We start from the raw sequence: 25477 nt of genomic DNA, 5'->3' as shown, positions 1-25477 counted from the left end.
TTACGGCGGTCATAGCGTGGGGGAAACGCCCGGTTCCATTCCGAACCCGGAAGCTAAGGCCCACAGCGCCGATGGTACTGCAACCGGGAGGTTGTGGGAGAGTAGGTCGCCGCCGGACATCTTTTGAAGAGGGAAAAGGCCCTGCACCGAGTGTGCAGGGCCTTTTCTGTTTCCACACCACTAGGCTGGACGACAGACCTCGCGCTGCCTCGGACCTCGAGGACGAGCGCGGATTGAGCACCGCCCGATTCGTCCCTTTCCACGGGGCGGCGGGGAGAGAGGACACCACATGGCAGACGGCACCCCCCGCGAGGAGACCCCCCGAGACGATCGCCGCGATCGACCCGCCGGAGGCCGTGGGCGCCCGGAGCGCTCCTCCGACGGCGGTCAGCGTTCTCGCTCTCCCCAGGCAGGGGCGGGACGCGGGGACCGCCGCCGGGATGACGCCGGGGGTGGTCAGCGTCGCGCCTTCTCCGGGGACCGTCGTCGCGACGACGCCGGCGGCGGAGAGCGGCGCGCGTGGGGTGGCGACCGTCGCCGCGACGAGGCGGCGGGCGATCGGCGGTCCTCCTTCGATGATCGCCGGCGCGACGGTGCGGGCAGTGGCGAGCGGCGCGCCTCCTTCGGTGATCGCCGCGGCGGCGCGGGGGAGCGGCGCCGGGACGGTGCCCCTCAGGGAGCCCGGCGGCAGGGCGACCGTGACGCCCGCGGCGGACGTCCGTTCGAGGACCGCCGCCGCCCGGACGCCGAACGTCAGCGCCCTGCCCACAACCCCCGGGATCTGCGCGCCGCGAACCGGGTGGACCAGGAGCGCTCCCCGGACATCGACCATGATGTGACCGGCAAGGAGCTGGACCGCGGCACTCTCAAGGAGATCGGCGGCCTCGACGAGCGCCCCGCGGAGTGGGTGGCCAAGCACCTGGTGATGGCCGGCCGTTACCTCGAGGACGATCCGGCCCTGGCGTTCCAGCACGCCCTCGCCGCGTCCCGCAAGGGCGGCCGCCTCTCCCGCGTCCGTGAGGCCGTCGCGCTCACCGCCTACGCGGCGGGGGAGTACGGCGACGCCCTGCGCGAGTTCCGCACCTACCGTCGCATGACCGGCGACGACACCCACATCGCGGCGCAGGTGGACAGCGAGCGGGCCCTCGGCCGTCTCGACAAGGCGCTGCAGCTGGCCGCTGAGGTCGACCCCGCGGAGCTCAGCCGTGAGGCCCGGGTCGAGCTGGTGATGGTCGTCTCCGGCGTGCACGAGGACCTGGGTGACCTGCAGGGCGCCCACGACGCGCTCCAGATCCCCGAGCTGGACCGCCGACGCGGATACCCCTTCTCTCCGCGCCTCTTCCAGCGGCAGGCCGACGTCCTGGCAGCCCTCGGCCGACGCGAGGAGGCCCGCCTGTGGGCGCGCTCCGTCCGTGTGGCGGAGAAGGCGCTCGGCATCGGCGGGTTCGCCGAGCCCGAGATCATGGACATCGAGGTGGAGCCGGCGGAGGAGCCCGACCGGGGTGCTCGGGCGGGCGACCGGGGCGGTGCCCGCCACGGACGCGCCGATGACCGCCGCGAGGACCGTCCTCCTCGCCCCGCGAGCCCCCACGAGGAGGCGTCGGTGCCCGATGCCGCGGACACCGACGAGGCCGCTCCCTCGGTCGTCGTCGACCACGACCCGGAACAGATGGCCCTCTTCGACGCTCCGGCGGACGCCTCGGCCGAGGTCCCCGCGGCAGATCGGGCCTCGGAGGACGGTGCGGCGGCGGAGGGCGACGCCCGATGACGGCCCACGGTGTGCTCCACGGTCACGACGGCCTGCTCTGCGACCTCGACGGGGTCGTCTACGCCGGCGGCGCCGCGATCCCGGGTGCGGTCGAGACCCTGACCACCCTGCAGGACCGGGGTGTCCCGGTCGCGTTCGTCACCAACAACGCCTCGCGCGCCCCCGAGGCGGTCGCCGAGCACCTCACCGCGCTGGGCATCCCCGCCGAGCCGTCCCAGGTCTTCGGCTCCGCCGTTGCGGGGGCCGACCTGCTCGGGGAGACGCTCGGGTCGCAGGCCGGCCGTGTGCTCGTCGTCGGGTCGCCATACCTGCGGGAGGTCGTGGCCGAGCGCGGCCACACCCTCGTGGAGTCCGCGGCCGAGCACCCGGATGCCGTCATCCAGGGCTTCGACCCGTCCCTCGCGTGGTCCGACCTCGCGGAGGCGGCCTACGCCGTCAACGCCGGCGCCGCGTGGGTGGCGACCAACCTCGACCGGTCCATCCCCCGGGGCGAGGGCGTCGCCCCCGGCAACGGCGCCCTCGTGGCGGCGGTCGGCCACGCGACGGGCACGTCCCCTGTGGCCGCCGGAAAGCCCGAGCCGCACCTGTTCCGCAGCGCTGCCCGCGCGCTCGGCCTCTCCCGTCCCCTCGTGGTGGGAGACCGCTTGGACACGGACATCCGCGGGGGCAACGCCGCCGGCTACGACACCGTCCTCGTCCTCACGGGCATCGACACGCGTGCGACGGCCGAGGCGGCGCCCGCGGGGGACCGCCCCGCGTGGATCGTCGCGGACCTCTCCGCCCTCCTCGAGGCGCTCGGGGCCGATGCCTGAGGTCGGACGCGCCGACGTCGTCCTGGCCGCCCGGGGCCTCGCCCGTTCCCGCACGGACGCCGCCGCCCTGATCCGCGCCGGCCAGGTCCTGGCGGACGGGACGCCGGTGCGCCGTCCCGCCCAGCCCGTGGGGCCCGGCGTCGAGCTCGCCCTCGTGGACGACGGCCCGCGGTACGTGTCCCGTGCCGCCCACAAGCTCGTGAGCGCCCTCGCGGCCTTCCCGGACGTGGCGGTCGCCGGGCGCCGCGCCCTCGACGCCGGGGCCTCCACGGGCGGCTTCACCCAGGTGCTCCTCGAACGCGGGGCCGCCCCCGTGGTGGCCGTCGACGTCGGCCACGACCAGCTGGCGGCCGAGATCCGGGCGGACGAGCGGGTGATCGTGCATGAGGGGCTGAACGTCCGCGATCTCACGGCCGCGCACACGGGAGGGCTGGTCGAGCTCGTCGTCTCCGACCTCTCCTTCATCTCCCTGCGCCTCGTGGTGGGAGCCCTCGCGGGCGTGTGCGCGCCCGACGCCGACCTGCTGCTCATGGTGAAGCCCCAGTTCGAGGTGGGACGGACCGCGCTGCCGCGCACCGGCGTCGTGACGGACCCCTCGGCGCGCCGGCGCGCGGTGACCGACGTGGTGGCCGCGGCGCATCGCGCAGGGCTCGAGGCCACCGGCGTGGCCCGCTCGGGCCTGCCCGGCCAGGACGGCAACGTGGAGTTCTTCCTCCGCCTGCGCGCCGCCGCCTCGCCCTCCACCGACGACGCGGCCGGGCACGCGGAGCGGCTGTGCACCGCCCAGGCCGTCGACTGGGGCTGAGGCCGCCCCGCCTGGTTATCCTGGTCGGACGCGTCCCGCCCCACCCCGCCGTCCGCCCGCGGAAGGAACCATGCCCCAGAACCCCGCACGCCGCGTCCTCGTGCTCGCCCACACCGGGCGGCAGGACGCCATCAGTGCGGCGCTCCAGGCCACCGCGGCACTCGCGGACGAGGGCCTGAGCACCGTGATGCTCGAACAGGACATCCGGGCCATCCGTGAGGCGGCCGACGAGCCGGACGGCTTCGCGCCCCTCACCCTCGGCGTGGACTGCGCGCTGACCGACGTCGCCCTCGGACTCGTGCTCGGCGGCGACGGCTCGGTGCTGCGCGCCGCCGACTTCGTGCGCGGGCACGGGGTCCCGCTCCTCGCGGTCAACCTCGGCCACGTCGGCTTCCTCGCCGAGTCGGAGCGCACCGACCTGCACCGCACGGTCCAGGCGATCGCGGACGAGGCGTACGTGGTCATCGAGCGGATGGCGCTCGACGTCGTGGTCCGGGTGGACGGCCACGAGGTCGCCCGCACGTGGGCGCTCAACGAGGCCTCCGTCGAGAAGTCGAACCGGGAGCGCATGCTGGAGGTCGTCGTCTCGGTGGACGACTCGCCGCTGACGGCCTTCGGCTGCGACGGTGTCGTCCTGGCCACCCCGACCGGCTCCACCGCCTACGCGTTCTCCGCGGGCGGTCCCGTGGTGTGGCCCGGGGTGGAGGCCCTGCTGTTCGTGCCCATCAGCGCCCACGCCCTCTTCGCCACGCCGTGCGTGGTCGGCCCGCGCAGCACGATCGCCGTGGACGTCATGACCCGCACGCGGGAGACCGGCGTGCTGTGGTGCGACGGCCGCCGCACCGTCGAACTGCCGCCCCAGGCGCGGGTCGAGGTGTCCCGCTCGGCGGAGCCGGTGCGGCTGGCCCGGCTGAACCCCACCCCCTTCGCGGAGCGCCTCGTGCGCAAGTTCCGCCTGCCCACCGAGGGGTGGCGTGGCCCCGTGACGGCCGAGGAGAGAGACGCGGCCGCGGGCTACGCCGTGGAGACGGTCGAGCCGCGGCACGCGGGTCCGCGTCCTGAGGTCGTCGCCCCGGCCACCGCCAGCCTGCCCGTGCTCTCCCCGGAGGAGCTGCGGCGGCACCGGGAAGAGGGCCGCCCGTGGCGCCGCTCGGAGGAGGGCTCGTGATCGACGTCCTGCGCATCTCCGGTCTCGGGGTGATCGGGGAGGCCAGCGTGGAGCTGGACCCCGGCTTCACCGTCGTCACCGGTGAGACCGGCGCCGGCAAGACCATGGTGGTCACCGCGCTCGGCCTGCTGCTGGGCGCGCGGGCCGACGCCGGCGTGGTCCGGCGCGGCGCCAGGTGCGCCGCGGTGGACGCCGAGGTCCGCGTCCCCGAGGGGCACGCGGCGCTGGCGCTCGCGGAGGGGGCCGGCGCCGTCGTCGACGAGGCGGACGAGGCCGGGGTGCGCGACCTGGTGCTCAGCCGTTCCGTGACCGCGTCCGGGGACGGCACCCGGTCCCGCGCGAGCGCGGGAGGACGCACGGTCCCGGTGGGGCTGCTCTCCGAGATCGGCGCCACGCTCGTCGCCGTGCACGGCCAGAACGACCAGGTGCGCCTGCAGAGCGCGCAGGCCCAGCGGCGCGCCCTCGACGCGTTCGGCGGGACGCCGCTGCAGGCCGTGCTCGCCGCCTACCGCGGCGACCACGCGGCATGGAGCGCCGCCCGCCGTGAACGCGACGAGCTCAGCACCCACCAGCAGGAGCGCGCCCGCGAGGCCGAGGCCCTGCAGCGCTCCCTCGAGGAGATCGACCTCGCCCAGCCGGCCGCGGGGGAGGACGAGGAGCTGCGGACACGGATCCGCCGCCTCGAGGACGTCGAGGAGCTGCGCGCCGCCTCCGGCACCGCGTACGCCCACCTGACGGGCGGCGACGTGGACGCCGCCGAGGAGATCCCCGGGGCTGTGGCCCTCGTGGAGGCGGCCCGGCAGGCCCTGGCGGCCGCCCCCGGGAAGGACACGGACCTCGAGGCCGCGGCGGCGCGCCTGGCTGAGGCCTCCCTCGTGCTCACGGACATCGCCGGGGACCTCGCGGGCTACGGCGCCGACCTCGACGCCGACGCCGCCGGAGACCTCGACGCCGCCCAGTCCCGGCTGGCCGAGCTCACCCGTCTCCAGCGCCTCTACGGGCCCGAGCTCACGGACGTCGTGGCGTGGGCCGAGACGCAGCGCCCGCGCCTCGACGAGCTGCAGGGAGACACCGGCCGCCTCGAGGAGCTCGACGCGGAGCTCGCCCGCCTGGACGCCGTCCTGCGCGAGCGCGCCGCGGAGCTCAGCGCCCTGCGCGCCGCCGCCGCCGAGCAGCTGGAGGCGGCCGTCACCGAGGAGCTGCACGCCCTGTTCATGCCGGACGCGTCCTTCCACGTGGGCCTCACCCCCCTGCCCGGGGAGGAGCTGGGACCGCACGGCGCCGAGGAGGTGGCCCTCGCGCTGCGCCCGCACGCCGGCTCCGAGCCGCGTCCACTGGGCCGCGGCGCCTCGGGCGGCGAGCTGAGCCGCGTGATGCTCGCGCTCGAGGTCGTCCTGGCCGCCACGGACCCGGTGCCCACCTTCGTCTTCGACGAGGTCGACGCCGGCGTGGGCGGCGAGGCCGCCGTGCGCATCGGCGCCCGCCTGGCCCGCCTGGCCCGCCACGTACAGGTGATCGCCGTGACCCACCTGCCCCAGGTGGCCGCCTACGCGGACCGCCACGTGCGCGTGGAGAAGAACTCGGATCCCGGAGCGGGCGTGACCGTCTCCGACGTCGTGACCCTCAGCGAGGAGGAACGCGTCGAGGAGCTGGCCCGCATGCTGGCCGGCCACGGGGACTCCGCGGCCGCCCGGGCCCACGCCCGAGAGCTGCTCGAATCCCGCACCCACGAGGAGGACGACGATGCCTGAGATCCCCGCCGCCGCGGGCCGCGCCCCGCTGCGCGACCTGCACGTCCCGCGCAAGGTGAAGAAGGCCAAGACCGTGTTCGAGGGGCGCGTGTGGGACATCGCCCGCGAGACCTTCCGGCTGGACCCGGACGAGAAGGAGGTCGAGCCGATCACGCGCGAGCTCATGGTGCACCCCGGCGCCGTCGCGGTGCTGGCCCTGCGCACCGCCATGACCGGGGCCGGACCGCAGGAGCAGGTCGCCCTCGTGCGGCAGTACCGGCACCCCGTGGGCATGGAGCTGTGGGAGATCCCGGCCGGGCTGCGGGACGTGGACGGCGAGGCCCTCCACGAGGTCGCCGTGCGCGAGCTGCACGAGGAGGCGGACCTGCGCGCCGACGAGTGGCACACCCTCGTGGACTACTTCACCTCCCCGGGCGGCTCCACCGAGGCCATCCGCGTGTTCCTCGCCCGGAAGGTGCGCGAGGTGGGGGAGGAGGAGCGCTTCGCCCGCACCGACGAGGAGGCCGCCATGCCGCTGGCCTGGGTGGGCGTGGACGAGGTCGTCGACGCCGTCCTCGACGGACGGGTGCACAACCCCTCCACCGTGGTGGCCGTGCTCGCCCTCCAGGCGCACCGCGCGCGCGGGTGGCGGCGACTGCGCCCCGTGGACGCCCCCTTCGTGCCGGAGCGGCAGGGCCCGGGGGCGGACTGGCCCGCGTGAACGCGGCGAGGACGACGACGGCCGGCGGCACGGGGGGACAGGGCGAGCCCGGTGGGACCGGGCGCGAACCCGACGCACCCTCGCCGCTCGCGGCCCCGATCCGGCGACATCTGGACCACCTCGCCGTCGAGCGGGGACTGGCGGCGAACACGCTGGCCGCGTACCGGCGCGACCTCCAGCGATACCGGGCCTGGCTGGACGCACACGGCATCAGCGAGCCGCGCGCCGTGGAGCCGGGGCACGTCTCCGGCTTCCTCCAGGCGCTCGGCACCGGAGCCGACGGCGGCCGGCCCCTCGCGGTGCGCTCGGCCGCGCGGGTGCTCGCCGCGGTGCGCGGCCTGCATCGGTTCTGGGCGCTCGAGGGGATCACCGAGTCCGACCCCGCGCGGGACGTCCATCCCCCGCGGCCCGGTGCCCGCCTCCCGAAGGCGCTGCCCGTGGAGCAGGTGACCGCGCTGCTCGAGTCCGTCTCCGTGGACACCCCGGCGGGGCTGCGGGACCGCGCCCTGCTGGAGTTCCTGTACGGCACCGGAGCGCGCATCTCCGAGGTCGTCGGCCTGGACGTGGACGACGTCGTGGGGCTCAGGGGCGTCGAGGACGGCGACGGCGGCCAGCCCGTGGTGCGCCTGTTCGGCAAGGGCTCGAAGGAGCGCGTGGTGCCCGTCGGCTCGTACGCGTCCGAGGCCCTCGAGGCGTGGCTCGTGCGGGGCCGGCCCGCGATGGTGGGCGGGGCGACGGCCTCCTCGCCCGCGCTGTTCGTGAACCGGCGCGGCGGACGGCTCTCCCGGCAGTCCGCATGGGCCGTGCTGAAGCGAGCGGCGGAGCGCGCCGGGATCGACGCCGAGGTCTCCCCGCACACGCTGCGCCACTGCTTCGCCACACACCTGCTGGCCGGCGGCGCGGACGTGCGCGTCGTGCAGGAGCTGCTGGGCCACGCCTCCGTCACCACCACGCAGGTGTACACGCTCGTCACCGTCGAGTCGCTGCGCGAGGTCTACGCCATGGCGCACCCGCGGGCACGCTGACCCGCGCACGCTGACCCGGGCCGGCACGCCGACGGCGGGCCGCCTCCCGTGTGGGGGGGGCGACCCGCCGTCGTCGTGGGTCAGGTCGTGACCGCCGGTCCGGCCGCGGCCCTGGATCTGACCCCGCAGGCTGGTCACGACACGCCGTGTGCCGTTTGTGCAGACGGCGTGTCGTGACCACTCTGCGGAGAGGGGGTGCTCACTGCTGGGGCAGCTCGCGCTGCTCGGGGCCGTCGTAGGCCGAGAGGGGGCGGATCAGCGCGTTGGCGGCGCGCTGCTCCATGATGTGAGCGGTCCAGCCGGTGATGCGCGCGGCAATGAAGATCGGCGTGAACATCTCGGTGTCGAAGCCCATGAGGTGGTAGGTCGGGCCGGCCGGGTAGTCGAGGTTCGGCTTGATCTGCTTCGCCTCGTCCATGGCCTGCTCGAGACCGTCGTACAGGCCGAGCATCTCGTGCCGTCCGTAGTGCTCGATCATGCGGTCCAGCGCGGCCTTCATGGTGGGCACCCGGGAGTCGCCCTTCTTGTACACGCGGTGCCCGAAGCCCATGACCTTCTTCTTCTGGGCCAGCGCGTCCTCCATCCACGCCTTCGACCGGGCGGCGGCGTCCTCGCGGGACTCCTCCTGGCGGATGCCGATCTCGTCGAAGGTGTGCATGACGGCCTCGTTCGCGCCGCCGTGCAGCGGGCCCTTGAGCGCGCCGATCGCGCCGGTCACGGCCGAGTGCAGGTCGGAGAGCGTGGAGGTGATGACGCGCGCCGTGAAGGTGGACGCGTTGAAGGAGTGCTCGGCGTAGAGCACCATCGAGACGCGGAACGCGTCCACCACCTCGGGGGCGGCCTCCTCGCCGAACGTCATCCAGAGGAAGTTCTGCGAGTAGTCCAGGTCCTCGCGGGGCTCCACGACGTCCTGGCCGCGGCGGCGGCGCTGGTCGTAGGCGACGACGGCCGGGAACGCCGCGAACAGCGCCTTGGCCTTCTCCAGCTCGGCCTCCGGGGAGGAGTCCTCCGCCTTCGGGTGGTTGGCGCCCAGCACGGACACGGCGGTGCGGCCCACGTCCATGGGGTGGCAGTCCGTGGGGAGCAGGTCGATCGCGGCCTTCACCTTCGGGTCCAGGACGCGGTGGGCGCGCTCGAAGCGCTCGAACTCGGAGAGCTCCTCGTCCGAGGGCAGCTCGCCGGTCCAGAGCAGCAGCGCGACGGCCTCGAACGGCAGGCTCGCCGCGAGGTCTTGCACGGGGTAGCCGCGGTAGAGCAGGGAGTTGGTCTCGGGGTTGACCTTGGAGACCGCCGTGGTGTCCACGACGACGCCGGCCAGGCCCTTCTTGATCTCGGTCTCGGTCATGATGTGCCTCCTAGAGGAGAGGCGGCCCGCCCGGGCGGGCGGGCCGCGGTGGTGTCAACGGTGACGGTCAGAGATTGGCGTTGTTGGACTCGATGTCCGTGGTCGGCACGTCGAAGTTGAAGATGCCGGTGTCGAAGGCGTTGTAGGCCTCGTAGTCCACGAGCTCGTACAGGCGGGCGCGGGTGAGCATGTGCTCCACCTGCGACTGCTGGGTGCCCTCGGACGAGATCGCGTCGAGCACACGCTCGGCGGCGCCCATCGCGGAGCGCAGCAGGGTGACCGGGTAGATCACCATCGCGACGCCGGCGTCGGCCAGCTGCCGGCGGGTGAACAGCTCGGACTTGCCGAACTCGGTCATGTTCGCCAGGACCGGGACCCCGAGGGGCTCCAGCTCGCGACACACGGTCTCGAACTCGCCGATGTCCTTCAGTGCCTCCGGGAAGATCGCGTCCGCGCCGGCCTCCACGAGCGCCTTCATGCGGGCGATCGCGGCGTCCAGGCCCTCGACGGCGCGCAGGTCGGTGCGCGCCATGACGAGGAAGTTCGGGTCCCGGCGGGCGTCCACCGCGGCGGCGATGCGCTTGACGGCGGTGTCCAGGTCCACCATGTTCTTGCCGTCGAGGTGGCCGCACCGCTTCGGGTTGAACTGGTCCTCGATGTGGCATCCGGCGAGTCCGGCGTTCTCGAGCTCCTGCACGGTGCGGGCCACGTTCATCGGCTCGCCGAAGCCCGTGTCCGCGTCGATCAGGCAGGGCAGGTCCGTGAGGCGGGCGATCTGCCCGCCGCGCTGGGCCACCTCGGTCAGCGTGGTCAGCCCGACGTCGGGCAGGCCGAGCTCATTGGCGAGCACGGCTCCGGAGATGTAGACGCCCGGGAACCCCTTCTCCTCGATGAGCTTCGCGGTGAGCGGGGTGAACGCGCCGGGGAACTGCTGCGCGCCGCCCTTCGCGAGGGTCTCGCGGAGGTCCCTGCGCTTCTGTTCGGCGGTCTTCGTGGAGTACAGCATCAGAAGAGGCCCTTCGGAGCGGCGGCCAGGTCGGCCTCGGACAGGTAGGCCGGGTCGGCCTGGACGTTGAGCTGGTCCAGCTCGCCGGCCTCCAGCTCGGACACGCGCTGGGCGGCCGCGAGGAAGCGGTCCTGCTCCTCGGGCGTGACGATGCCCTCGGCGAGGGTGCGGAACTTCTGGATGTACTGCTCGCGGGAGAACGGGCGCGCGCCGAGCGGGTGCGCGTCGGCCACCGCGATCTCGTCCGTGATGACGGTGCCGTCGGCCAGCGTGATCTCCACGGCGCCGCCGAACGCCTTCTCGGACAGGTCGAGGGAGTGGTAGCGGCGGGTCCACTCGGGATCCTCCACCGTGGTGACCTTGTGCCACAGCTCCACGGTGTCCGGGCGCGCGGCGCGCTCCGGGGCGTAGGAGTCCACGTGGTGCCACGCGCCGTCCTGGAGGGCCACCGTGAAGATGTAGGGGATCGAGTGGTCGAGGGTCTCGCGGGACGCCGTCGGGTCGTACTTCTGGGGGTCGTTCGCGCCGGAGCCGATGACGTTGTGGGTGTGGTGCGAGGTCTTGATCAGCACGGACGCCACGTTCTCCGGGTCCGTGGCCTCGGGGTGCTCGCCGTGCAGCTTGCGGGCGAGGTCGATCCAGGCCTGCGCCTGGTACTCCGCGGAGTGCTCCTTGGTGTAGGTGTCCAGGATGCCGCGCTTGGGCTCGCCCTTCTCGGGCAGCGGGACCTCGTAGGAGGCGTCCGGGCCGTCGAGCATCCACGCGATGACACCGTCCTCGCCCTCGTAGATCGGCACGGGGGAGGTCTGGCCGCGCATCGCGCGGTCCGCGGCCTCGACGGCCATCTTGCCGGCGAAGGCCGGGGCGTGGGCCTTCCACGTGGAGATCTCCCCCTTGCGGGACTGGCGGGTGGCCGTCGTCGTGTGCAGGCCCTGGCCGATGGCCTGGAAGATCGTCTCGGCGTCGAGGCCGAGGAGCGTGCCGATGCCGGCGGAGGCCGAAGGGCCGATGTGCGCGACGTGGTCGATCTTGTGGCCGTACAGGTTGATGGACTTCACGAGGTCCACCTGCACCTCGTAGCCGGTCGCGATGCCGCGCACGAGGTCCTTGCCGGAACGGCCCGTGTGCTGGGCGACCGCGAGGATCGGCGGGATGTTGTCGCCGGGGTGGGAGTACTCGGCGGCCAGGAACGTGTCGTGGTAGTCGAGCTCGCGCACGGCCACGCCGTTGGCCCAGGCCGCCCACTCGGGGGAGACCTTCTGGTCGATGCCGAACACGGTGGCGCCCTCGCCGCCGGTGGAGGCGGGGTGGGCGAGCGCCTGGGCGCGGGCGGCGACGATCGGGCCGCGCTGGAGCGAGGCGACGGCGACGGAGGCGTTGTCGATGATGCGGTTGACGATCATCTCCTCCACCTCCGGGAGGATCTCCACCGGGTCCACGGCGACCTCGGCGAGCTTCATGGCGAGCTGGTCCTTGCGCTCGAGGTTCTCCTCGGAGCGGTGGACGCGGACGTGGTGGTTCTTCATGGTCGGTCTCCTTCGGTGGGGGTCAGCAGGGCCCCGGCGTCGTCGCGACGGCTCCGGGTGAGGTGGTGGAAGGCGTGGTGCAGGTGGACGCGGGTGGTGGCCTCGGCCAGGTCGGCGGCGCCGGAGGCGACGGCGGACGCGATGTCCGCGTGCTCCTCGGCGGAGGTGGCCAGGCGTGCCGGGTCGTTCGCCGCGAGCCGGCGCAGGCGCGCGAGGTGCAGGCGCAGTGTCCGCAGGGTCGAGACGAGGTACGGGTTGTCCGCCGCGGCGTCGAGCGAGGCGTCCAGCTCGGACGTCATCGCGTAGTAGGCGGTCGGGTCGGACCCCGCGCGCAGGGACGGCGCGGCGGCCGCGAACCGCTCGGCCAGATCGGCCAGCGACTCGGCCGCCTCGTCCGTCGCCCGCTGGGCGGCTCGCCGGGCGAGGAGGGACTCGAGCGCGATCCGCAGCTCGAACAGCTGGTCCGCCTGCTCGAGGGAGATGTCGGCCACGACGGCGCCGCGCCCCGTGGCCTGTTCGGCCAGGCCGTCCGCGACGAGCCGGGAGATGGCCTCCCGGACCGGGGTGCGGGAGATCCCCAGCCGCTCGGCCAGCTCGACCTCGGCGAGCCCGGCGCCGGGCGGCAGGGACCACTCGAGGATCTCCGTCCTCAGCGTCTGGTAGGCCCGCTCACTCGCTCGCATGCCAGAAGTGTATACACGGGCACCCCCCACCGCCAAGGCCCCATCGGGGTGAATGCGCCTGAGAATCGCCTCGGTGTCCTCACTCAGGCCTGCCGTTGCGAGAACATGTATACAGAAACCCTTGATCTCTGTGATGTGGCGCACTACGATCGCGGCATGGCGACTCCCGACGCATCCCCGGCCCTCGGCACCCGCAGCTCCTACGCAGACGTCCACGCCCGCTCCCTCGCCGACCCGGAGGGGTTCTGGCTCGAGGCGGCCCAGGCGATCGACTGGACCACCCCGCCCACGCGCGCGGTCGACTCCTCGAACGCGCCCCTGCACCGCTGGTTCCCGGACGGCGTCCTGAACACCGCCCACAACTGCCTGGACCGCCACGTGGACGCCGGCCGCGGCGACGCGCTCGCGCTGGTCCACGACTCGGCGATGACCGGCACGGTCACCCGCTACACCTACGCGCAGCTGCGGGACGAGGTGGCCGCGCTCGCGGGCGCCCTCGCGGCCCAGGGGGTGGGCAAGGGGGACCGCGTGCTCGTCTACCTGCCGATGATCCCGCAGGCGCCCGTCGCGATGCTCGCGTGCGCCCGCCTCGGCGCCGTCCACTCGGTGGTCTTCGGCGGCTTCGCCCCGCGCGAGCTCGCCGCCCGCATCGACGACGCCGCGCCCGACGTCGTGCTGACGTGCTCGGGCGGCATCGAGCCGAAGCGCCGCGTGGAGTACCTGCCCGCCGTCGCCGAGGCGCTCGAGACGGCTTCGCACCCGGTGCGGACGGTCCTCGTCCACCACCGCGACGGCTTCGAGACCGCGCTGGCCGACGTCGCCGAGCGTGGGGGAGCGGCGTGGAAGGACTGGGACGAGGCCGTGGCCGCCGCTGAGCCGGCCGCCTGCGTGGACGTCGCCGCCACCGATCCGCTCTACGTGCTCTACACCTCCGGGACCACGGGCAGGCCCAAGGGTGTGGTCCGGGACAACGGCGGACACGCCGTGGCCCTGCGGTGGACCATGGAGAACATCTACGACGTCGGCCCGGACCAGGCCATGTGCACCGCCTCGGACGTGGGCTGGGTGGTCGGCCACTCCTACATCGTCTACGGTCCGCTGCTGGCCGGAGCGACCACCGTCATGTACGAGGGCAAGCCCGTGGGCACGCCCGATGCGGGGGCGTTCTGGCGCCTGATCGAGGACCACGGCGTCCGCTCCTTCTTCACGGCCCCCACCGCGCTGCGCGCCATCCGCCGTCAGGACCCCGAGGGCGCGCTCATGAAGGAGCACGATCTCAGCACGCTCGCGCACTTCTACGCCGCCGGCGAGCGCCTGGACCCGGAGACCCAGCGCTGGATCGAGGGCCTGCTGGGCATGCCGGTCATCGACCACTGGTGGCAGACGGAGACGGGCTGGGCGATCGCCGCGAACCCGGTGGGGCTGGAGGAGCTGCCCGTGAAGATCGGCTCCTCATCCGTGCCCTCGCCCGGATTCGACCTCGTGGTGCTGGACGGCCTGGGCGAGCCGGTGGGCCCCGGAGAGGAGGGGAACATCGCGGTGCGCCTCCCCCTGCCCCCGGGCACCCTGCCCACCCTGTGGGGCGACGACCAGCGGTACATCGACTCCTACCTCTCCGCCTTCGAGGGCCACTACGCGACGGGCGACTCGGGCCTCGTGGACGAGGACGGCTACGTGTTCGTCCTGGGCCGCACCGACGACGTCATCAACGTGTCCGGGCACCGCCTCTCCACGGGCGTCCTCGAGGCGGCGCTCGCCGCGCACCCGGCCGTGGCGGAGTGTGCCGTCGTCGGGCTCGCGGATCCGCTCAAGGGCCAGCGCCCCTCCGGCTACGTGGTGCTCAAGTCCGGGGCGGAGACGCCGGAGCCGGGCTCCCCGGCGGAGGCCGCGCTCCTCGACGAGCTGCGCCAGGCGGTGCGGCGGGGCGTGGGCCCCGTGGCCGACTTCCGCGACGTCGCGATCGTGGACGCCCTGCCCAAGACCCGCTCCGGCAAGATCCTGCGCAAGACCATGCGCCAGATGGCGGACGGCGAGGAGTACACGGTGCCCTCCACGATCGAGGACGCCTCCGTCCTGGACGATCTGCGCCGGCTCCTGCACCCGCAGCGCTGAGGCCGCGTCGAGGGCACGCGCCGTGACGGGGGTGGGAAGGCCGGCCGGCCTCTCCCGCCCCCGTCGCAATGCCGTGCGTGGCCGAAGTGGCGCTCATCTCATCGTAGGGTGATCCTTGACATCTCTCGCACCCTCTGAAAGGACCGTGCCATGGCGCACACGACCGCCGGCGCACCGCCCACGGCGAAGAAGCCGAAGGACCGCACCGCTACTCCTTCAACCTGGACGGCACCGCCATCTACCTGACGATGGCCGCCCTCTTCGTCTCCAACGCGATGGGGATGGAGATGAACCTCGGCGAGCAGGTCGGCCTGCTGCTCTTCATGATCATCGCCTCCAAGGGCGCCGCCGGCGTGACGGGCGCCGGCCTGGCCACCCTGGCCGCCGGCCTGCAGGCGCACCGCCCCGAGCTGCTCGGCGGCATGGGCGTGATCGTGGGCATCGACAAGTTCATGTCCGAGGCCCGCGCGCTCACCAACTTCACCGGCAACGCCGTGGCCACCCTCCTCATCGGCCGCTGGGTCGGGGAGCTCGACGGGGAGCGCGCGCGCGCCGTCCTCGCCGGCGAGGTGAAGTTCGACGAGGCCTCCGTGGTCGGTCACGACGTCGTCGAGTCGCCCACGGCCGCCGAGCAGGCGTTCGAGGGCCACCCCGGGTCGAGCCTGCACACCGCGATCCCGGACGAGGCGACGCGCCGCTGACCGGACGGCGCACGCGCCGCCGTCGCGGAGGGGCCGGGGGCTGCTGCCCTCGGCCCCTCGGCGTCTCCGCCCAGGCACTAGGGTGGAGGGCGAGCATCGCGCCGACGGCAGCCGCGCGCCCGTGACCGGGCGAGGCGCCGGCAGGGCGCCACACCCCCCGTGGAAGGAGCCGGCACCGCCGTGACCTCGAAGGAACCCACCCCCGTCATGACCATCCACGGGGAGCCCGTGATCGGCCCCACCGGCCGTCCCAAGCACGAGTTCCCCGAGCCTGCGCCCCTGGAGGGCCACGGCCCGGCCCGCATCATCTCGATGGTCAACCAGAAGGGCGGCGTCGGGAAGACGACGTCGACCATCAACCTGGGCGCCGCCCTCGCCGGGTACGGGCGCCGAGTGCTCATGGTGGACTTCGATCCGCAGGGCGCGCTCTCCGCGGGCCTCGGCGCGAGCCCCCACGAGCTCGACACCACCGTGTACAACGTGCTCATGGAGCGCTCCGTGACGGCGCGGGACGCGATCCTGCGGACCCCCTTCGAGAACATGGACCTGCTGCCGGCCAACATCGACCTCTCGGCCGCGGAGGTGCAGCTCGTGAACGAGGTGGCCCGGGAGCAGGTGCTCGACCGGGCCCTGCGCCAGGTGCGCGACGACTACGACGTGGTCCTCATCGACTGCCAGCCCTCCCTCGGCCTGCTCACCGTGAACGCGCTGACGGCCTCCCACGGCGTGATCATCCCGCTCACCGCGGAGTTCTTCGCGCTGCGCGCCGTGGCGCTGCTCGTGGAGACCATCGAGAAGGTCCAGGATCGGCTCAACCCTGACCTGGAGATCGACGGCGTGCTGGCCACGATGTTCGACCAGCGCACCCTCCACTCGAAGGAGGTCGTGGGCTCGCTCGTGGCCGGCTTCGGGGACAAGGTGTTCGAGACCGTGATCAAGCGCTCCATCAAGTTCGCCGACGCGACCGTGGCCGCCACGCCGATCACCAGCTACGCCGAGAACCACGACGGCGCCCGGGCCTACCGCCAGCTCGCCCGCGAGCTCATCAGCCGCGGCGGCGCCCCGTGATCCGCTGAGCGTCCGGGATCTGCGACAATGGAGGGTGCACGCGTGCGAACCGCCGCGTGAACCCCTCCGCATTCCGGCCCCTGGCGGGCGGTCTGCGGTCGAACGCATCCCGGAAGGAAGCACCCTCCCATGAACTCCCGCAAGCCGCGAGGCTCCGGACGAACCCCCGCCGTCGGACGACGAGGCGGCCCGTTCCAGGAGCGCGACTTCCAGCGTCAGATCGGCCCCCGCCGCGGGGCCGCCGCCCGTCCGCAGGACGAGGCCCCCTTCGACGAGAGCGCCGTCGAGCGCCCCCGCGGGCGTCGCGGCCGTGGCGCCGGCGCCGCCCGCGCGAAGGCCGCGGACCTCACCGGCGTCCACACCGAGGACGGCGAGCGCCTCCAGAAGGTGCTGGCCTCGGCCGGCGTCGCGTCCCGTCGCGTGTGCGAGGACCTGATCGCCGAGGGCCGCGTGGAGGTCAACGGCAAGATCGTCACCGAGCCCGGCGTCCGCGTGGAGCCCCGCTCCGCCGTGATCCGCGTGGACGGCATCACCGTGCAGACGGACACCTCCCGTCAGTACCTCGTCTTCAACAAGCCCCGCGGCGTCATCTCCACGATGATCGACCCCGAGGCCCGTCCCTCGATCGCCACGTACCTCAAGCCGGGCCAGGAGCATCTCTTCCACGTGGGCCGCCTGGACAACGAGACCGAGGGGCTGCTGCTCCTCACCAACGACGGCGAGCTGGCCAACCGCCTCACCCACCCCAGCTACGAGGTCCCCAAGACCTACGTGGTGCAGACGCGCGGCCCGCTCGCGAAGGGCGTGTCCAACCGCCTGCGCGAGGGCATCGAGCTCGAGGACGGCATCGCCAAGGTGGACTCCTTCAAGCTCGTGGACTCGACGCCGGGCCACGTGCTCGTCGAGGTCGTCCTGCACTCGGGCAAGAACCGGATCGTGCGCCGCCTCTTCCAGGAGATCGGCCACCCCGTAGAGCGTCTCGTCCGCGTGAAGGTGGGCCCGATCCTCCTGGGCGACCAGAAGCAGGGCAGCGTCCGTCCGCTCTCGCAGCAGGAGCTGGGCCACCTCAAGGCCCTGGTCGGGCTGTGAGCACCGCCGAGGCGCCCGCCGCCGCGGTCGGCGTCCCGGAGCCCGTGCTCATCCGCGGCACGGGCCTGCTCGGCACCTCGATCGGCATCGGCCTCAGCGCGGCCGGGTCCACCGTGCTCCTCCACGACCCCTCGCCCTCGGCGAGCGGCGTGGCCCAGGACATCGGGGCCGGCGTCGCGGTGGACCTCGACGGCGACGCCCTCCGGGACACGCCGCCCGTCCTCGTGGTGGTGGCGGCGCCGCCGGATGTGACGGCCGCCGTCGTGGTGGACTCGCTGCGGCGCTGGCCGGGCGCCGTCGTGGTGGACATCGCCTCCGTCAAGGAGGGCGTGGCCCGCGCGGTGCGGGAGGCCGTGGAGCGCGGGGAGATCTCCGCCGCCGACGCCGATCGCCACCTGGGCACCCACCCCATGGCCGGCTCCGAGCGCTCGGGCCCCGTGGCCGCCCGCGGGACGCTGTTCACGGCAAGCCCGTGGGTGCTGTGCCCCGAGCCCACGACCGCGCCGGCGGCCCTGGCGGCGGGGGAGGCCCTCGCCCGCGTCCTGAAGGCGACCCCGTCCCGCATGGACGCGCAGGCGCACGACGAGGCGGTGGCCCTGATCTCGCACCTCCCCCAGATCGCGGCCTCCCTCGTGGCGGCGCGACTGCAGGACACCGCGGACGCGTCGCTCGCGCTCGCGGGCAACGGGCTGCGGGACACCACCCGGATCGCCGCGTCGGACCCGCAGCTGTGGGTGCAGATCCTGGCGGGCAACGCCGAGCGGATCGTGCCTGCCCTGCGCAGCCTCCGGGACGACCTGGACGGCCTGCTCGACGTGCTCGAGGCGCCGGCGGCGCCGGGCGCGCGCCTGGGGATCGCCCGGCTCATCGCCGAGGGGAACGCGGGCCGGGCCCGCATCCCCGGCAAGCACGGGACGCCGCCCCAGGCGTTCGCCGTGGTGACCGTGGTCGTCGACGACGCCCCGGGCCAGATCGCAGCGCTCCTGGAGGCCGTCGGCCGCACGGGCGTCAACGTGGAGGACCTGCGCCTCGAGCACGCCTCCGGGCATCGGGCGGGCATGGTGGACGTGTCCGTGCTGCCCGGATGCAAGGACGAACTCGTGTCGGCACTGGCCGACGCCGGATGGAAGGTGGTCTGAGGATGGCCGAGAACACCGCTGAGCACGCCCGCGCGGCCGAGGCCGCGCGCACGGATGCGGGCACGGACGCCGCGCCCCTCGTAGTGGCCGTCGACGGCCCCTCCGGGTCCGGCAAGTCCTCCGTGTCCCGCGAGGTGGCCCGGCGCCTGGGCGCCGCCTACCTGGACACGGGGGCGATGTACCGCGCCGTGGCGTGGCACTGCCTGGACTCCGGGGTGGACCTCGCCGACCCCGAGGCCATCCTCGAGGCGGCGCGCACCATGCCGCTGACCCAGTCGACCCACCCGGACGAGGACGTCGTGCTCGTGGGCGAGGCGGACGTCACCGAGGCCATCCGCGGTGCCGAGGTGACCGACGTCGTCTCCACCGTGGCCGTTGTCATCCCCGTGCGTGAGGAGCTGCGCCGCCGCCAGCGCGCGGCCATCGCGGACGCCGGGCGCATGGTGGCCGAGGGTCGGGACATCACGACCGTGGTGGCCCCCGATGCCCACGCCCGCGTCCTGCTGACGGCCTCCGAGGCCGTGCGCACGGCCCGCCGCTCCGGCCAGCTGGCCGCCGCCGGCGAGCCCGGCGTCGACGCCGGCACGTTGAATCGCCAGGTGGTCGGGCGCGACGCGCGCGACGCCGCCGTCTCCACGTTCGACCGCCCCGCCGAGGGCGTGGTGTTCGTGGACTCCACCGAGCTCGACTTCGAGCAGACCGTGGCGGCCGTGATGGCCGCCGTCGAGGAACAGGCCGGGGAGGCAGCCCGTGGGGCGCGCCCGGCCGAGAAGGGACAGGGACGATGAGCGAGAACCCGCAGAACCGCCCCGAGGACGACGAGTACACGCCCGCGGGCGACGACAAGGTGGCCGAGCGCCTCGCCGCGATGAGCGACGAGGAGGCCGCCGCGCGGGCCGCCTCGCTGCGCGCCGGCCTGGCCGACTACGAGCTGGACGACGAGGACGCCGCGCTCCTGGGCGACTGGGACGTGGACGACGACCTCGAGCCCGACGCGCCCGTGCCCCCGGTGCTCGCGATCGTGGGCCGCCCCAACGTGGGCAAGTCCACCCTCGTGAACCGCATCATCGGCCGCCGCGAGGCCGTGGTGGAGGACGTGCCGGGAGTGACCCGTGACCGCGTCTCCTACGAGGCGGAGTGGAACGGCCGCACCTTCACCGTGGTGGACACCGGCGGCTGGGAGCACGACGCGAAGGGCATCCACCGCCGCGTGGCCGAGCAGGCCGAGCTGGCGGTGGACGTGGCCGACGCCGTGGTGTTCGTGGTGGACTCCACCGTGGGCATGACCTCCACCGACGAGGCCGTGGTGACCATGCTGCGTCGCAAGGACCGCCCCGTGATCGTGGCCGCCAACAAGGTGGACGACATGGTGCAGGAGGCCGAGGCGGCCTCGCTGTGGTCCCTCGGCTTCGGCTACCCCCACCCCGTCTCGGCCGTGCACGGCCGCGGCGTGGCCGACCTGCTGGACGCCGCCCTCGAGGCGCTCCCCGAGGAGTCGGCGCACGGGGGCCTGGTGCCGCGTGGCGGCCCCCGCCGCATCGCACTCGTGGGCCGCCCGAACGTGGGCAAGTCCTCCCTGCTGAACAAGCTCGCGGGCTCCGACCGCGTGGTGGTGGACGACCTCGCGGGCACGACCCGTGACCCGGTGGACGAGCTGATCGAGCTCGGCGGGCGCCTGTGGCGCTTCGTGGACACGGCGGGCATCCGCCGCCGCCAGCACATGGCGCACGGAGCGGACTACTACGCCTCCCTGCGCACCGCGTCCGCCCTGGACCGGGCCGAGGTGGCTGTGGTCCTCCTGGAGGCCCCCTCGGTCATCTCGGAGCAGGACGTGCGCATCCTGCAGATGGCGCTCGAGTCCGGCCGCGCCCTCGTGGTGGCGTTCAACAAGTGGGACAAGGTGGACGAGGACCGCCGTGAGCAGCTCGAGAAGGAGATCGACCGGGACCTCGCGCACGTGGCGTGGGCTCCGCGCGTGAACATCTCGGCGCTCACCGGCTGGCACAAGGACCGCCTCGTGCCCGCGCTGGACACGGCGCTCGACTCGTGGGAGACCCGCATCCCCACGGGCAAGCTCAACGCGTTCCTCGGCGAGCTCGTGGCCGCGCACCCGCACCCGCTGCGCGGCGGCAAGCAGCCCCGCATCCTCTTCGCGACGCAGGCCTCGGTCCGTCCCCCGAAGTTCGTGCTGTTCACGACGGGCTTCCTGGATCCGGGCTACCGCCGCTTCATCACGCGCCGCCTCCGCGAGACCTTCGGGTTCGAGGGCACGCCGATCGAGATCGGCATGCGCGTGCGCGAGAAGCGCGGCCGCCGCCGCTGACGCCGGCACCCCCTCCGCCGGAAGAGTCCGCCGCTCGTGAACTCCCAGGCGGCGGAGGCGGTGCTCCCATGCGACGTCCATGCCGCCCGGCTAGCCTGGATCCATGAGAACCCGCCGACGCCCCCGCCCCGCGGCCTCGATGGCCGCCGTCGCCGCCCTGGCGCTGACCCTCAGCGGCTGTGCCGCGGACGACTCCGAGACCCAGGCCGCCCTGGAGAGCGCGAACGAGCGGATCTCCCGGGCCGAGCAGCGCATCCAGGAGCTCGAGGACGAGGCCGACCGCCGGGTCGACCTCCCGGACCTGCGGCAGCGGGCCGAGGACGCCCTCTCCGGGCTCGGCGACGCCTCCGAGGACGCGCAGGCCACGGCCGACGAGCTCGTGTCCTCCCTGCCCTCCGTGGACGACGTCGTGGACGTGGAGGCCATGAAGGAGGAGGGCAGGGTGATCGTGGACTACGCCGACGACGTCCTCTCCGCGGACCCCGCCGAGCTCGAGGGTCAGCTGCGGGACGCCGCCGAGAGGGCCAAGGAGTCCATGCCAGACCTGAAGGACGTGGAGTTCCGCGTGGGGGACCGCGCGTTCACGTTCTGACCTGCGGCGCCGTGGCACGGCGGGAGGCGGCTCCCGTGCTATCCTCACCCGCGTACGCATGATCATCGATGGTTCGTGCCGTCCCCCGGGACGGCCCTGCCACAGATGCGTGTAGACCACCGCGGGACGCCTCGGCGAAGGCCGCGGACACCGGGGGACTCTCGGTCGGGTCACCCTTGGTACAGGGGCAAGGGGTGCATGGTCGCGGAAGCGGACGTGGGCCCCTTGTTCGTCTCCGAGCGGTGGGTCCCCGCCGCGTCGTCCTCGCCGATTCGCCTCCCGGCCGGGGGCGGTGTAGGATCATCGGGTGCCGAACCGCGCAGGACGCGGAGTCGCCACGGGCTGTAGCGCAGCTTGGTAGCGCACTTGACTGGGGGTCAAGGGGTCGCAGGTTCAAATCCTGTCAGCCCGACCGATCGAAGGACCCGGTTCCGCCGCAGGCGGGGCCGGGTCCTTCTGCGTCCGGGCCCCTCGGTGTGACGGGCCGTCCATGTGACCGCCTGTCCGGGTCAGACGCGGATGAGTGCGTGGGCATCGGGCACGGCCGCCCGTCCGCCGAGGCTCTCGAGCTCGAGCAGGCACGCCGCGCCGGCCACGTGTGCCCCCCGCTCCCTCACTAGCCGCGCCGCCGCGGCGAGCGTGCCGCCCGTGGCCAGGACGTCGTCGAGGACGAGGACGCGGTCTCCCGTGTGCAGGTCGACGGAGACCTCGATGGCGGCCTCCCCGTACTCCAGCGCATAGCTCGCGGAGGCCACCGGGGCGGGGAGCCTGCCCGCCTTGCGCAGCGGCACGAGTCCCGTGCCCGTGAGCATCGCGGCGGCGCCTGCCAGCAGGAAGCCGCGGGCCTCCACCCCGGCCACCACGTCGAACGACCCCGCGAAAGGCTCCACCAGCGCCTCCACGCACGCCCGGAACGCCCGGGCGTCGGCCAGGAGCGGGGTGATGTCCTGGAAGGCCACGCCCGGGACGGGGTGGTCCTGGACGACGCGGATCAGGGAGCGGGCGCGGTCGATCTCGGGGGAGTGAGGCATGGGGCCAGCGTAGACGGGCGCCCGCGGGTGGCCCTCCGGGCGCGGGATGAGAGAGCCCGCCGCCCCCGCAACGTCCGTCGAGTGTCGAGCATCACCCCTTGTCAGTTTGATAACGAGGGCGTCCGGGAGGACAGTGGATCGGTGATCCATCGCACAGACACCGCCCCCGGCTCCGCGCCCGACGTCGAGCCCTCCGCCCGCGTGAACCCCGCCACGGCGCCGTCGCCCGGCGCGCCGGACGCGCACAACCCCTCGGGCCGGCGGTTCTTCGGCCAGCCCGGACCCCTCGCCAACATCTTCTCCGTGGAGATGTGGGAGCGGTTCTCCTTCTACGGCATGCAGGCCATGCTCGTGTACTACATGTACTGGTCCGTCGCGGACGGCGGCCTGGGGATCGACCGCGCGGTCGCCACGGGCATCGTGGGCGCGTACGGCGGCATGGTCTACGTCTTCTGCATCCTCGGCGGCTGGGTCGCCGACCGCCTGATCGGCTCCGAGAAGACCCTGTTCTTCTCCGCCATCGGGATCATGCTCGGCCACATCGCCCTCGCCCTCGTCCCGGGCGTGCCGGGCCTCATCCTCGGCCTCTTCCTCGTGGCCATCGGCTCCGGCGGCCTCAAGGCGAACGCGGCCAACATCGTGGGCTCGCTCTACGCCAAGGGCGACCGGGCCCGCGACGCCGGCTTCTCCATCTTCTACATGGGCGTGAACATCGGCGCCCTCATCGGCCCGCTCCTCACGGGCTGGGCCCGCGACATGTGGGGCTTCCACGTGGGCTTCGGCCTCGCCGCGGCGGGCATGGCCATCGGCCTGACGCAGTACGCCCTGACGCGCAAGGACCTCCCGGACAGCGTGCACGGCGTCCCGGACCCGCTGCCGCGCTCCCAGTACGGCCGCTGGGCGCTCATCGCGCTCGCCGCCGTGGCCGTCGTCGCGGCGCTGTTCCTCACCGGACTGGTGACGGTGGACAACCTCGCCGACGCCGTCGTCGCGCTCTCCGCCCTCGCGGCGGTCGGGATCTTCGTGATGCTCCTGACCTCGTCCAAGGTGGACGCGGACGAGCGGTCGCGCGTGAAGGCCTTCATCCCGCTCTTCGTCGGCACCGCGGTGTTCTTCGCGCTGTTCCAGCAGCAGTTCACCGTGGTGGCCCTGTACTCGGAGAACCGCCTCGACCGCGTCGTCGCCGGCTGGGAGGCCCCGATGGAGTGGGTCAACTCGATCAATCCGGTGTTCATCATCGCCTTCGCGCCGATCTACGCGGCCCTGTGGACCCGCCTCGGGAACCGCCAGCCCTCCACCCCGGTGAAGTTCGGCATCGGCATCCTCCTGATCGGCCTCGCGTTCCTGCTCTTCATCCCCATGGCGGGCGTGGCCTCCGTGCCGCTGCTGTGGCTCACGCTGATCCTCTTCGTCATGACGCTGGGCGAACTGATGGTGTCGCCCGTCGGCCTCTCCCTGTCCACGAAGCTGGCGCCCGCGGCCTTCCCCGTGATGACGGTGGCACTGTTCAACCTCGCCGTCGCGCTGGGCCCGGCCCTCGCCGGGTCCCTCGCCGGGTCCTACTCCGAGCAGAACGAGGCCGGCTACTTCGGCGTCATCGGCGCCGTGACCGTGGGCGTGGGCCTGCTCATGCTCCTGTTGGCCCCGGCCATCCGCCGCGGCATGCGCGGCGTGCGCTGACGCACGCCGTTCCCCTCCCGGCCCGCGCGCCGTCGCAGGCCCGCTCCGCGCCCCGCACCCCTCCCGGTGCGGGGCGCCGAGCGTTCCGAGTGCCGTGCGGTGGCGCGAGTCACCCGCGGATTCGGTAAGGTGCTGGAGAGCACCCACCGTCGTCTCCACCAGTGAAGGGGCCCTCCCGATGAGCACCATCCCCGCAGGACTGAAGTACTCCGCCGAGCACGAGTGGATCGCCGAGGCCGACGCCGCGGGCACCGTGCGCGTCGGCATCACCGACTTCGCCCAGGACGCCCTCGGCGACGTGGTCTACGTCGACCTCCCCGAGGTCGGCACCGAGGTCACCGCGGGCACCGCTGTCGGTGAGGTCGAGTCCACCAAGTCGGTCTCCGACATCTACGCCCCGGTGTCCGGCACGGTCTCGGCCGTCAACGAGGAGCTCGACGGCGAGCCCGGCCTCGTCAACAGCGCCTCGTACGAGGGCGGCTGGCTGCTGGAGATCACCCTCTCCGACGCCGCCGAGCTCGACGGCCTCATGGACGCCGAGGGCTACGCCTCGCACGTCAGCTGATCCCCTCCCTCCGACGCCGCCCCGCCCCCTTCGTGCGGGGGCGGCGTCGGCGGCACCCACACCACCCCCGCGCGTCGGGGGCCCGCGCACAGGAGCACCCCATGCAGCAGCCCGGACACGAACCGGACCTCCACACCTCCTCCATCAGCCTGACGGAGCTCGCCCCCCTCGTGGCGGCCGACCTCACCCCGGAGGAGTCCGATGCGGTGCGCGCGCTGCCCGTCGGCTCCGCGCTGCTGCTGGCCCACGGCGGCCCCGACCACGGGGCGCGCTTCCTCCTGGACCAGCCCGTGGTGACCGTGGGCCGCCATCCGGACGCGGACATCTTCCTCGAAGACGTGACCGTCTCCCGCCGCCACGCCGAGCTGCGCGCGGAGGGCGGCGGGCACCGGATCGTGGACATGAACTCCCTCAACGGCACCTTCGTGAACAACGACCGGGTGGACGAGGTGCGCCTGCGCTCCGGCATGCAGGTGCAGATCGGCAAGTACCGCCTCGCCTACTACGCCGGCGTCGCCTGAGCGTCGCCTCCGCTCCGTGAGCGCCCCCTCCGACGAGCCGACGCCGCCGTCCCGCACCGACGCGGGG

The 25477-nt window shown here is 73.6% G+C and carries 22 protein-coding genes, 1 tRNA gene, 1 rRNA gene and 1 pseudogene; 20 read left to right on the top strand and 5 right to left on the bottom strand.

Annotated elements, in window-relative coordinates; genetic code table 11:
- Position 1: 1 nt before the first annotated feature.
- The 8 genes from rrf to xerD all read left to right on the top strand — a co-directional run bounded on the left by rrf (position 2) and on the right by xerD (position 8029).
- Positions 2 to 118, top strand: a 5S ribosomal RNA gene (rrf, locus tag KZX60_RS09430).
- Between the two features lie 681 nt (positions 119 to 799).
- Complete coding sequence (locus KZX60_RS09425) at positions 800 to 1768, top strand: hypothetical protein (RefSeq protein WP_248117793.1); 969 nt, start codon at positions 800 to 802, stop codon at positions 1766 to 1768.
- Positions 1765 to 2580, top strand: coding sequence for an HAD-IIA family hydrolase (locus tag KZX60_RS09420; protein ID WP_248117790.1), 816 nt, complete (start codon positions 1765 to 1767; stop codon positions 2578 to 2580). The genes KZX60_RS09425 and KZX60_RS09420 overlap by 4 nt, the downstream gene beginning before the upstream one ends.
- The gene (locus tag KZX60_RS09415) at positions 2573 to 3385 is read left to right on the top strand and encodes a TlyA family RNA methyltransferase (RefSeq protein ID WP_248117788.1); all 813 of its coding nucleotides are present in this window, start codon (positions 2573 to 2575) and stop codon (positions 3383 to 3385) included. The genes KZX60_RS09420 and KZX60_RS09415 overlap by 8 nt, the downstream gene beginning before the upstream one ends.
- 70 nt (positions 3386 to 3455) lie before the next feature.
- On the top strand, positions 3456 to 4553 hold the full coding sequence (locus tag KZX60_RS09410) for an NAD kinase (protein ID WP_248117786.1): 1098 nt from the start codon (positions 3456 to 3458) through the stop codon (positions 4551 to 4553).
- Entirely contained in the window at positions 4550 to 6304 is a 1755-nt protein-coding gene (recN, locus tag KZX60_RS09405) for a DNA repair protein RecN (RefSeq protein ID WP_248117777.1), read from the top strand. Before KZX60_RS09410 ends, recN begins: the two co-directional genes overlap by 4 nt.
- Entirely contained in the window at positions 6297 to 7004 is a 708-nt protein-coding gene (locus KZX60_RS09400) for an NUDIX hydrolase (RefSeq protein WP_248117775.1), read from the top strand. Before recN ends, KZX60_RS09400 begins: the two co-directional genes overlap by 8 nt.
- A gap of 98 nt (positions 7005 to 7102) precedes the next feature.
- Entirely contained in the window at positions 7103 to 8029 is a 927-nt protein-coding gene (xerD, locus tag KZX60_RS09395) for a site-specific tyrosine recombinase XerD (RefSeq protein WP_248117809.1), read from the top strand.
- 199 nt (positions 8030 to 8228) lie between these two features.
- On the opposite strand, the gene KZX60_RS09390 is transcribed toward xerD, so the two are convergent.
- The 4 genes from KZX60_RS09390 to KZX60_RS09375 form a co-directional block, all read right to left on the bottom strand.
- Positions 8229 to 9374, bottom strand: a complete 1146-nt coding sequence (locus KZX60_RS09390) for a bifunctional 2-methylcitrate synthase/citrate synthase (RefSeq protein WP_248117773.1) — start codon at positions 9372 to 9374, stop codon at positions 8229 to 8231.
- A gap of 67 nt (positions 9375 to 9441) precedes the next feature.
- Entirely contained in the window at positions 9442 to 10380 is a 939-nt protein-coding gene (prpB, locus tag KZX60_RS09385) for a methylisocitrate lyase (protein ID WP_248117771.1), read from the bottom strand.
- Complete coding sequence (locus tag KZX60_RS09380; protein WP_248117769.1) at positions 10380 to 11906, bottom strand: MmgE/PrpD family protein; 1527 nt, start codon at positions 11904 to 11906, stop codon at positions 10380 to 10382. The genes prpB and KZX60_RS09380 overlap by 1 nt, the downstream gene beginning before the upstream one ends.
- Complete coding sequence (locus tag KZX60_RS09375; protein ID WP_248117767.1) at positions 11903 to 12589, bottom strand: GntR family transcriptional regulator; 687 nt, start codon at positions 12587 to 12589, stop codon at positions 11903 to 11905. Before KZX60_RS09375 ends, KZX60_RS09380 begins: the two co-directional genes overlap by 4 nt.
- A gap of 156 nt (positions 12590 to 12745) precedes the next feature.
- Here KZX60_RS09375 and KZX60_RS09370 point away from each other — a divergent pair, with 156 nt between their 5' ends.
- The 9 genes and pseudogenes from KZX60_RS09370 to KZX60_RS09330 all read left to right on the top strand — a co-directional run bounded on the left by KZX60_RS09370 (position 12746) and on the right by KZX60_RS09330 (position 22025).
- On the top strand, positions 12746 to 14701 hold the full coding sequence (locus KZX60_RS09370; protein WP_248117765.1) for an AMP-binding protein: 1956 nt from the start codon (positions 12746 to 12748) through the stop codon (positions 14699 to 14701).
- A 209-nt stretch (positions 14702 to 14910) separates the two neighbouring features.
- A pseudogene (locus KZX60_RS09365) lies at positions 14911 to 15402 on the top strand (cation:dicarboxylase symporter family transporter); the annotation flags it as partial.
- Positions 15403 to 15609: 207 nt separating this feature from the next.
- On the top strand, positions 15610 to 16470 hold the full coding sequence (locus KZX60_RS09360) for a ParA family protein (protein ID WP_248117807.1): 861 nt from the start codon (positions 15610 to 15612) through the stop codon (positions 16468 to 16470).
- Positions 16471 to 16599: 129 nt separating this feature from the next.
- Positions 16600 to 17559, top strand: coding sequence for a pseudouridine synthase (locus KZX60_RS09355; RefSeq protein WP_248117762.1), 960 nt, complete (start codon positions 16600 to 16602; stop codon positions 17557 to 17559).
- On the top strand, positions 17556 to 18698 hold the full coding sequence (locus KZX60_RS09350) for a prephenate dehydrogenase (protein WP_248117761.1): 1143 nt from the start codon (positions 17556 to 17558) through the stop codon (positions 18696 to 18698). Before KZX60_RS09355 ends, KZX60_RS09350 begins: the two co-directional genes overlap by 4 nt.
- Positions 18699 to 18700: 2 nt before the next feature.
- Positions 18701 to 19486, top strand: coding sequence for a (d)CMP kinase (cmk, locus tag KZX60_RS09345; RefSeq protein ID WP_248117759.1), 786 nt, complete (start codon positions 18701 to 18703; stop codon positions 19484 to 19486).
- On the top strand, positions 19483 to 21021 hold the full coding sequence (der, locus tag KZX60_RS09340) for a ribosome biogenesis GTPase Der (RefSeq protein ID WP_248117749.1): 1539 nt from the start codon (positions 19483 to 19485) through the stop codon (positions 21019 to 21021). Before cmk ends, der begins: the two co-directional genes overlap by 4 nt.
- A 103-nt stretch (positions 21022 to 21124) precedes the next feature.
- The gene (locus KZX60_RS09335) at positions 21125 to 21613 is read left to right on the top strand and encodes a hypothetical protein (RefSeq protein WP_248117747.1); all 489 of its coding nucleotides are present in this window, start codon (positions 21125 to 21127) and stop codon (positions 21611 to 21613) included.
- Positions 21614 to 21951: 338 nt separating this feature from the next.
- Positions 21952 to 22025 (top strand) — tRNA-Pro (locus KZX60_RS09330).
- A gap of 97 nt (positions 22026 to 22122) precedes the next feature.
- Here the strand turns inward: KZX60_RS09330 and KZX60_RS09325 are convergent.
- The gene (locus KZX60_RS09325) at positions 22123 to 22644 is read right to left on the bottom strand and encodes an adenine phosphoribosyltransferase (protein ID WP_248117745.1); all 522 of its coding nucleotides are present in this window, start codon (positions 22642 to 22644) and stop codon (positions 22123 to 22125) included.
- A 201-nt stretch (positions 22645 to 22845) separates the two neighbouring features.
- Between KZX60_RS09325 and KZX60_RS09320 the strand changes: the two genes are divergently transcribed.
- The 3 genes from KZX60_RS09320 (at position 22846) to KZX60_RS09310 (ending at position 25410) form a co-directional block, all read left to right on the top strand.
- Positions 22846 to 24324 carry a peptide MFS transporter gene (locus KZX60_RS09320; RefSeq protein ID WP_248117805.1) on the top strand — a complete coding sequence of 493 codons (1479 nt, stop codon included), beginning with the start codon at positions 22846 to 22848 and terminating at the stop codon, positions 24322 to 24324.
- Between the two features lie 178 nt (positions 24325 to 24502).
- The gene (gene gcvH, locus KZX60_RS09315) at positions 24503 to 24889 is read left to right on the top strand and encodes a glycine cleavage system protein GcvH (protein ID WP_248117743.1); all 387 of its coding nucleotides are present in this window, start codon (positions 24503 to 24505) and stop codon (positions 24887 to 24889) included.
- Between the two features lie 101 nt (positions 24890 to 24990).
- Positions 24991 to 25410, top strand: coding sequence for an FHA domain-containing protein (locus tag KZX60_RS09310; protein ID WP_248117741.1), 420 nt, complete (start codon positions 24991 to 24993; stop codon positions 25408 to 25410).
- Positions 25411 to 25477: the final 67 nt, after the last annotated feature.

The organism is Micrococcus sp. EYE_212, assembly GCF_023147585.1.
In the GTDB taxonomy this organism is placed as follows: Bacteria; Actinomycetota; Actinomycetes; order Actinomycetales; family Micrococcaceae; genus Micrococcus.
The sequence above is the reverse complement of the archived record's forward strand: the minus strand, read 5'-3'. Positions and strand labels throughout refer to the sequence as shown.

Bases quoted from the DNA above. Each gene is read 5' to 3' on its own strand.
- KZX60_RS09420 (WP_248117790.1), top strand. From the start codon at position 1,765: ATGACGGCCCACGGTGTGCTCCACGGTCACGACGGCCTGCTCTGCGAC.
- KZX60_RS09415 (WP_248117788.1), top strand. From the start codon at position 2,573: ATGCCTGAGGTCGGACGCGCCGACGTCGTCCTGGCCGCCCGGGGCCTC.
- KZX60_RS09410 (WP_248117786.1), top strand. From the start codon at position 3,456: ATGCCCCAGAACCCCGCACGCCGCGTCCTCGTGCTCGCCCACACCGGG.
- KZX60_RS09400 (WP_248117775.1), top strand. From the start codon at position 6,297: ATGCCTGAGATCCCCGCCGCCGCGGGCCGCGCCCCGCTGCGCGACCTG.
- KZX60_RS09390 (WP_248117773.1), bottom strand. From the start codon at position 9,374: ATGACCGAGACCGAGATCAAGAAGGGCCTGGCCGGCGTCGTCGTGGAC.
- prpB (WP_248117771.1), bottom strand. From the start codon at position 10,380: ATGCTGTACTCCACGAAGACCGCCGAACAGAAGCGCAGGGACCTCCGC.
- KZX60_RS09380 (WP_248117769.1), bottom strand. From the start codon at position 11,906: ATGAAGAACCACCACGTCCGCGTCCACCGCTCCGAGGAGAACCTCGAG.
- KZX60_RS09375 (WP_248117767.1), bottom strand. From the start codon at position 12,589: ATGCGAGCGAGTGAGCGGGCCTACCAGACGCTGAGGACGGAGATCCTC.
- KZX60_RS09370 (WP_248117765.1), top strand. From the start codon at position 12,746: ATGGCGACTCCCGACGCATCCCCGGCCCTCGGCACCCGCAGCTCCTAC.
- KZX60_RS09360 (WP_248117807.1), top strand. From the start codon at position 15,610: ATGACCATCCACGGGGAGCCCGTGATCGGCCCCACCGGCCGTCCCAAG.
- KZX60_RS09355 (WP_248117762.1), top strand. From the start codon at position 16,600: ATGAACTCCCGCAAGCCGCGAGGCTCCGGACGAACCCCCGCCGTCGGA.
- cmk (WP_248117759.1), top strand. From the start codon at position 18,701: ATGGCCGAGAACACCGCTGAGCACGCCCGCGCGGCCGAGGCCGCGCGC.
- der (WP_248117749.1), top strand. From the start codon at position 19,483: ATGAGCGAGAACCCGCAGAACCGCCCCGAGGACGACGAGTACACGCCC.
- KZX60_RS09335 (WP_248117747.1), top strand. From the start codon at position 21,125: ATGAGAACCCGCCGACGCCCCCGCCCCGCGGCCTCGATGGCCGCCGTC.
- KZX60_RS09325 (WP_248117745.1), bottom strand. From the start codon at position 22,644: ATGCCTCACTCCCCCGAGATCGACCGCGCCCGCTCCCTGATCCGCGTC.
- gcvH (WP_248117743.1), top strand. From the start codon at position 24,503: ATGAGCACCATCCCCGCAGGACTGAAGTACTCCGCCGAGCACGAGTGG.
- KZX60_RS09310 (WP_248117741.1), top strand. From the start codon at position 24,991: ATGCAGCAGCCCGGACACGAACCGGACCTCCACACCTCCTCCATCAGC.